General features: G+C 67.3%; 7 protein-coding genes. 6 read left to right on the top strand and 1 reads right to left on the bottom strand.

The window, feature by feature from the left end; genetic code table 11:
- The first annotated feature begins 203 nt into the window (after positions 1–203).
- Entirely contained in the window at positions 204–365 is a 162-nt protein-coding gene (locus tag P3W85_RS11185) for a DUF1328 domain-containing protein (RefSeq protein ID WP_035812171.1), read from the top strand.
- 415 nt (positions 366–780) lie between these two features.
- Here the strand turns inward: P3W85_RS11185 and P3W85_RS11180 are convergent, their stop codons facing one another.
- Positions 781–1,104: a DUF1840 domain-containing protein gene (locus P3W85_RS11180; RefSeq protein ID WP_017227272.1), complete on the bottom strand. Its 324-nt coding sequence runs from the start codon at positions 1,102–1,104 to the stop codon at positions 781–783.
- Between the two features lie 246 nt (positions 1,105–1,350).
- Between P3W85_RS11180 and argS the strand changes: the two genes are divergently transcribed.
- From argS to P3W85_RS11155, 5 genes are all read left to right on the top strand, one after another.
- Positions 1,351–3,144, top strand: coding sequence for an arginine--tRNA ligase (argS, locus tag P3W85_RS11175; protein WP_276264835.1), 1,794 nt, complete (start codon positions 1,351–1,353; stop codon positions 3,142–3,144).
- A gap of 125 nt (positions 3,145–3,269) precedes the next feature.
- On the top strand, positions 3,270–4,079 hold the full coding sequence (locus P3W85_RS11170; RefSeq protein WP_276264834.1) for an SPOR domain-containing protein: 810 nt from the start codon (positions 3,270–3,272) through the stop codon (positions 4,077–4,079).
- Between the two features lie 79 nt (positions 4,080–4,158).
- A complete protein-coding gene (locus tag P3W85_RS11165; RefSeq protein WP_276264833.1) occupies positions 4,159–4,797 on the top strand; it encodes a thiol:disulfide interchange protein DsbA/DsbL in 639 nt (212 codons plus the stop codon).
- A gap of 161 nt (positions 4,798–4,958) precedes the next feature.
- On the top strand, positions 4,959–5,759 hold the full coding sequence (locus tag P3W85_RS11160; protein WP_276264832.1) for an SDR family oxidoreductase: 801 nt from the start codon (positions 4,959–4,961) through the stop codon (positions 5,757–5,759).
- Positions 5,756–6,561 (top strand): helical backbone metal receptor (locus P3W85_RS11155; RefSeq protein ID WP_276264831.1); only part of this gene is annotated, 806 nt, incomplete at its 3' end. The genes P3W85_RS11160 and P3W85_RS11155, both read left to right, overlap by 4 nt.

Genomic DNA, 6,561 nt, shown 5'->3' with positions numbered 1-6,561 from the left:
GCATCGACTGACAGGGGAATCGGAGGGGCAGCGGTGCCTGCGCCGCCGCGCGCTTTCTACCATGTAGCCATGAGCTTGCGCACCCTGCGCAAGCCCGCCTGGAAAGCAGGAGGATGCCGATGCTGAAGCGGGCAGCCGCCAGGCGGCGCAGCGCGCGAAGGCTCGCCTGCGCCACAGCCCAATCCACTCAGGGAGCCATCGCCATGTTGCACTACGCAGTCGTCTTCTTCGTCATCGCCCTGATCGCCGCCGTGTTCGGCTTCGGGGGGATCGCCGCGGGCGCGGTCGAGATCGCCAAGATCCTGTTCTTTGTCTTCCTGGTGGTTGCCCTGGTGACCTTCGTGATCGGCCTGGTCAGGCGATAGCCGCCGCGGGGGGCAGGACGGCCGGACGGGGGGGGCGTGCATCGGCTTGCTGCGGGCGCTCAACGGACGCAGACGCGACGGCTGACGCCCGCGCGCCGGATGCCTCGCCGGACGGGCTGTCGGCGCGTAGCCACGCCGGATACATGGAGGCCGGCGCGCTGAAGGAGGTCAAGGGGCGGGCGTGGACTGGCCCTGGGCGGGAAAGTGCTGATTGGTGCTCTATGCGCCGTTTTAGACATGGCTGCACGGTCCGGCATGCACGGCCAGCCATATCGGCCGGGTATTTTTTGTGCGCAACCAGGCGATCCGGTCTCGCGGCCGGGCAGGGGGAAAGCGCCGGCTGGCGCCGGCGACCGCTATCTGCTATCCATGCAAGGCAGAGGGCAGGACGGCGGCCTTGCCGCCATACGTCCCGTCATACACCCCACATGACCTCGGTGTTCTCGCGCTGGGAAGCGCGCAGCATGTCGAGGAAGGGGTAGGCGCGCTGACCCAGGTGCAGCGGCTCTTCCTCATGGTCATCGTCGTCCTTGCCGGGCGATACCGACGACTCGGCCGGGTGAACCCGCTTGGCGTCCGTCACCGCGGCTTCCAGCCTATGGATGGCGCGCGGGAGTTCTTCCGTGGTGATCACCCCGCGCTCTCCCAGGTGTTTGCCAATAATCCCCAGGAGCGTGACAGCAAGATCCCTCATCATGATGAGGTCCTGCGCCGCGTGGGATTTGAAGGTGATCAGCATGATATTTCCTTTCCTTGGCGTACAGCGAAGTACAAGGCCGCGGAGCTTGCCCGGAGATCGGGCGGGGCCCTGCAACGGCCGCTTTCAGGCCCGCTGCATGATGTCAGCATAGCACCTGATAAAATTCCGCGTTCTGCAATTCATTGCCTGCCACGCGGCGCGGTCTCCACATGCCGCCCGTGACGGTGCCGCCGCTGGAGGACCGCCGCGACGGCACCGGACAACCGCCTCAGGGCCACGACATCCATGCTGCCAGTTCAGACCACCAATCTTGCCGCTGCGTTCAATGACGCGGTGCGCGCACTCGCTCCCGCCGACGCCGCCCTGCCTGCCGCCACCTTCGAGCGTCCGAAGGTCGCCGCTCATGGCGACCTGGCCTGCAACCTTGCCATGCAGGTGGCCCGTGCGCTCAAGCGCAACCCGCGCGAGCTGGCCCAGCAGATCGTCGACGCGGTCAAGGCCGACGCCCGTACCGCCGGGCTGGTGGCGGGCCTGGAAATCGCGGGTCCCGGCTTTATCAACCTGCGCCTGACGCCCGAGGCCAAGGCCGACGTGCTGCGCGCGGTGCTGGCGCAGGGCAACCGCTACGGCGCCCAGGAGCAGGGCGTGCACGGCCAGGTGCTGGTCGAATTCGTCTCGGCCAACCCGACCGGCCCCCTGCACGTTGGCCATGGCCGCCAGGCGGCGCTGGGCGATGCGCTTGCCAACCTGCTGGACTGGCAGGGCTTCGCGGTGCACCGCGAGTTCTACTACAACGACGCCGGCGTGCAGATCCAGACCCTGGCGGTGTCGGTGCAGGCGCGTGCCCGCGGCGTCAAGCCAGGCGATGCCGGCTGGCCGGAATCTGCCTACAACGGTGACTATATCGCCGACATTGCGGCCGATTTCCTGGCTGGCAAGACCGTGCGGGCGTCCGACGGCGACGCCGTAACGGCGTCCGGCAATGTCGACGACCTCGACTCGATCCGCAGGTTTGCCGTGGCCTACCTGCGCAACGAGCAGGACATCGACCTGCGGGCCTTCGGCGTCAAGTTCGACCGCTACTACCTGGAGTCGTCCCTGTACAGCGACGGCAAGGTCGAGTCCACGGTGCAATCGCTGGTGGCCAAGGGCAAGACCTACGAGGCCGAGGGCGCGCTGTGGCTGCGCACCACCGACGACGGCGACGACAAGGACCGCGTCATGCGCAAGGGCGATGGCACCTATACCTACTTCGTGCCGGACGTGGCCTACCACACCAGCAAGTGGGAGCGCGGCTTCGCCAAGGTCATCAACGTGCAGGGCAGCGACCATCACGGCACCATCGCGCGCGTGCGCGCGGGCCTGCAAGGGCTGGACATCGGCATTCCCGTCGGCTACCCCGACTACGTGCTGCACAAGATGGTCACCGTGATGCGCAACGGCGAGGAGGTCAAGATATCCAAGCGCGCCGGCTCCTACGTGACCGTGCGCGACTTGATCGAGTGGAGCAACGGCGCGGAAGGCGGCGAGACCATCCGCGGCTGCCTGGACACGGGCGTGGCCGACTGGCCGGCGCACTTCACGCGCGGGCGCGATGCAGTGCGTTTCTTCCTGCTCTCGCGCAAGGCGGATACGGAGTTCGTGTTCGATATCGACCTCGCGCTCAAGCAGAATGACGAGAACCCGGTGTATTACGTGCAATACGCCCATGCCCGCATCTGCTCGATCTTCGAATCCTGGGGCGGCGCGGACTGGGAAGCCAAGCTGCCCGCGCTGGCCGGCACCGACCTGGCGCCCGTGACCGGCCCCGGCGCTACCCCGCAGGCGCTCGCGCTGGGCCAGCGCCTGGCCGAATTCCCGGATATGCTGGCGGCCGCGGCGGCGGAGCTGGCCCCGCACGCGGTTGCGTTCTATCTGCGCGACCTGGCGGGCGATTTCCATGCCTTCTACAACTCCGACCGCGTACTGGTGGATGACGAAGCTGTCAAGCTGGCCCGCCTGGCAATGCTGGCGGCGACGCGGCAGGTCCTGCGCAACGGCCTGGCGGTGATCGGCGTCTCGGCGCCGCAGCGCATGTAACGGGTATATGGCATGGCCCCGTGCCGGGGACAGGTTCCCGGCGCGAGGCGTGTCGCATTGACCACAGACAGTGATGCCGGGAGCGGCGCAGGCTCTATAATCGCGCCATCACGCTAGAGGAATTCATGCAACAGCAACGCAAGCGCGCCCCGCGCAATGCCAGCCGCGCCCCGCAGCGCGGAGGTACGTTCCTGGGACTGGTGCTGGGCCTGATCGTCGGCCTGGCCATCGCCGTGGTGGTCGCCCTGTACATCACCAAGTCGCCGGCCCCATTCCAGCAAAAGAACGGACAGAAGCCGAGCGAGCCCGGCAATGTCGTCAGCACCCTGCCCGCTCCGGCGCAGGAAGCCCCGACCGATCCCAACAAGCCGCTGTGGAGCAAGACGCCGGCCAAGCCCGTCGGGCCTGCCGCCGAGCCGGAGCAGCCGGGCGGCCAGGAGCAGCCGGCCGGACCGGCGCCGACCGTGAAGGCGCCGGAGCGCCATCAGCCGGAACGCCAGCAGCCAGAGCGCCAGCAGCCCCAGCAGCCCCAGCAGCCCCAGCAGCCGGAACGCCAGCCTCCGGTGGCGGCCAACCGGCCCACAGAGAAACCCGCCGAGAAGCCTGCCGAGAAACCCGCGCAGAAGCCGGCGGAGAAGCCGCCCGAAAAACCCGTCTCCGACCCGATCGCCGAGATCGCCCAGGCCGATGCCAACAAGGTGGGTTATCTGCTGCAGGTAGGCGCGTTCCGCTCGCAGGACGATGCCGACCGGCAGAAGGCCAACCTGGCCATGCAGGGTTTCGAGGCCAAGGTGACCGAGCGCGACGTCAACGGCGTCAAGCTCTATCGCGTGCGCCTGGGGCCGTTCAACAAGATCGACGACATGAACCGTGCGCGCGACCGGCTGCAGTCGTCGGGTTTCGACGCCTCGGTCATCCGTTTTACCAAGCAGTAACAACCCCGGGGGCGTTCGCTGAACCCGAACGCCCCGCCGCAGTCATACGCTCATCGTCCATTCTCGAAAGCCGCGCCTCATGAAGAAACTCGCCACCTTGTTCGCCACGCTGGTCGCCGTGACCGGTTTCCTGATGACCGCGCCTGCCCAGGCCGCCGCGCCCACCGCCGGCAAGGAATACCAGGTGCTGAGAGCACCGCAGCCCGTCACGCCGGGCAAGATCGAAGTCACCGAGTTCTTCTGGTACGGCTGCCCGCACTGCTTCGACTTCGAGCCCGAGCTGGAAGCCTGGGTGAGCAAGCAGGGCAAGGATGTCGTGTTCAAGCGCGTGCCGGTCGCCTTCCGCGACGACCTGCTGCCGCACACCAAGATCTTCTATGCGCTGGAGGCCGTCGGCAAGCTCGACGCCATGCATGCCAAGGTCTTCAATGCCATCCACGTTGACCGCAAGCGCATGCTGGATCCGAACGAGATTGCCGATTTCATGGCCAAGAACGGCATCGACCGCAAGGCCTTCCTCGATGCCTACAACTCGTTCTCCGTGACCACCAGCTCGCAGCGCGCCAACAAGATTGCCGACGCCTACAAGATCGATGGCGTCCCGACCATCGTGGTGCAGGGCAAGTATGAGACCTCGCCGTCCATCGCCGGCACCAAGGGTGCGGCCATCCAGGCCATGGATTACCTGGTCGGCCAGGTGCGCGACAAGAAGATGTAAATCCCAAGGCGGCAGCCGCCGGCCTTTGGTGCAATGCCAGGCAGGCGGTTGTCCGCGATTGACCGGCGCCACCGGCGCCGGCGTGGCGCAGCGGCGTCCGGCGCGCGCCAGGGCGAGTCTGTCGGCATGAACCATGTTGCGATTTCTCCCGGACTCTCCCGATGCGAGCACAGATAGTCTTTCTTACCGGCGCGTCGAGCGGACTCGGCCACGCCCTGGCGCGCGAATATGCCGCGCAAGGGGCCATCCTGGGACTGGTTGGCAGGCGTGAAGAGGCGCTGCGCCAGTTTGCCCAAAGCCTGCCGAACCCCAATGCGGTGCGCGTCTATGCCGCGGACGTGCGCGATGCTGCCGCCATGCGGGCTGCCGCCCAGGATTTCCTCGATCATTTCGGCTGCCCCGATGTGGTGATCGCCAATGCCGGCGTGTCGGTCGGCACCGTTGCCAGCGAACGCGAGGATCTCGAGGCATTCCGCACGGTGATGGACACCAACTGGTTCGGCGTGCTCACCACCTTCCAGCCCTTCATGCAGCCCATGCGCGAGCGCGAACCCGGCGCCGGCGGCTGGCGCGGCACGCTGGTCGGCATCGCCAGCGTGGCCGGCGTGCGCGGCCTGCCGGGCGGTGGCGCCTACAGCGCTTCCAAGTCCGCCGTGATCAAGCTGCTCGAAAGCCTGCGGCTGGAGGAGCGCAGCCAGCGGATCCGCGTGGTGACCATCGCGCCCGGCTACATCCGCACCCCGATGACCGAGCACAATCCCTACCGCATGCCCTTCCTGATGGACGCCGACGTATTCGCCCGCAAGGCGGTGCGTGCCATCGCCGCTGGCCGGCGCTTTGCCGTGGTGCCGTGGCAGATGGGGGTGGTGGCATCGATCCTGCACCTGATGCCGCGCTGGCTCTACGATGCGATCTTCTCGCGCGCCCCGCGCAAGCCGCGCAGCCCGGGGCGCCAGCCATGACCTGGCAGGACGCTGCCGGCGTGCGCCATCGCCCCGCCGCGGGCGAGGTCCGCATTGCCTCGCTGGTGCCGTCCGTGACCGAGCTGCTGTTTGCGCTGGGGCTGGGGCCGCAGATGGTGGCGCGCACAGGGTTCTGCATCCATCCGGAGCCTGCCGTGCGTGCCGTTGCCAAGGTGGGCGGCACCAAGGACGTCAATCTCGAGCGCCTGCGCGCCCTGGCGCCCACGCATGTGGTGGTCAATATCGACGAAAACCGCCGCGAGACGGTCGACCAGATTCACGCCTTCGTTCCCGCTCCGCACGTTATCGTCACCCACCCGTGCGCTGTGGAGGACAACCTGGCGCTCTACCGTCTGCTTGGCGGCATCTTTGGCCGCGCCACCGAGGCGGAATCGCTGTGCGCTGCGCTGGCGTCCGAACTGGCCCGGATACGTGCCCGGCAGTGGCCGGCGCGCAAGGTGCTGTACGCGATCTGGCAGGATCCGTGGATGACGGTGTCGCGGGATACCTATATCAGCCGGATGCTGGCGCTGGTCAACTGGCAGACCTGGCCGTCGGCGGACGCCATGCCCGAGGCTTGCGTCGATGGGGATTGCAGCCGGCCCAATACGGCTGGGACCCGGTATCCGAGTTTCCGGTGGAGCGAGGCGCTGGTGCGGGAGATCGATCTGGTTCTGCTTTCCAGTGAACCGTATCGGTTTACCGAGGCGCATGTGGATGCGCTGGAGCGGCAGATCGGGAAAGAGGTCTTGCTGATCGATGGGGAGATGGTTTCCTGGTATGGGAGTCGGGCGATTGAGGG

This window comes from Cupriavidus basilensis (assembly GCF_029335485.1).
GTDB classification, from domain to species: domain Bacteria; phylum Pseudomonadota; class Gammaproteobacteria; order Burkholderiales; family Burkholderiaceae; genus Cupriavidus; species Cupriavidus basilensis_E.
This window is presented reverse-complemented; position numbering and strand designations above follow the sequence as displayed.

Excerpts from the sequence above, each read along its gene's own strand:
- P3W85_RS11185 (WP_035812171.1), top strand. The coding sequence starts at position 204 with ATGTTGCACTACGCAGTCGTCTTCTTCGTCATCGCCCTGATCGCCGCC.
- P3W85_RS11165 (WP_276264833.1), top strand. The coding sequence starts at position 4,159 with ATGAAGAAACTCGCCACCTTGTTCGCCACGCTGGTCGCCGTGACCGGT.
- argS (WP_276264835.1), top strand. The coding sequence starts at position 1,351 with ATGCTGCCAGTTCAGACCACCAATCTTGCCGCTGCGTTCAATGACGCG.
- P3W85_RS11180 (WP_017227272.1), bottom strand. The coding sequence starts at position 1,104 with ATGCTGATCACCTTCAAATCCCACGCGGCGCAGGACCTCATCATGATG.
- P3W85_RS11160 (WP_276264832.1), top strand. The coding sequence starts at position 4,959 with ATGCGAGCACAGATAGTCTTTCTTACCGGCGCGTCGAGCGGACTCGGC.
- P3W85_RS11170 (WP_276264834.1), top strand. The coding sequence starts at position 3,270 with ATGCAACAGCAACGCAAGCGCGCCCCGCGCAATGCCAGCCGCGCCCCG.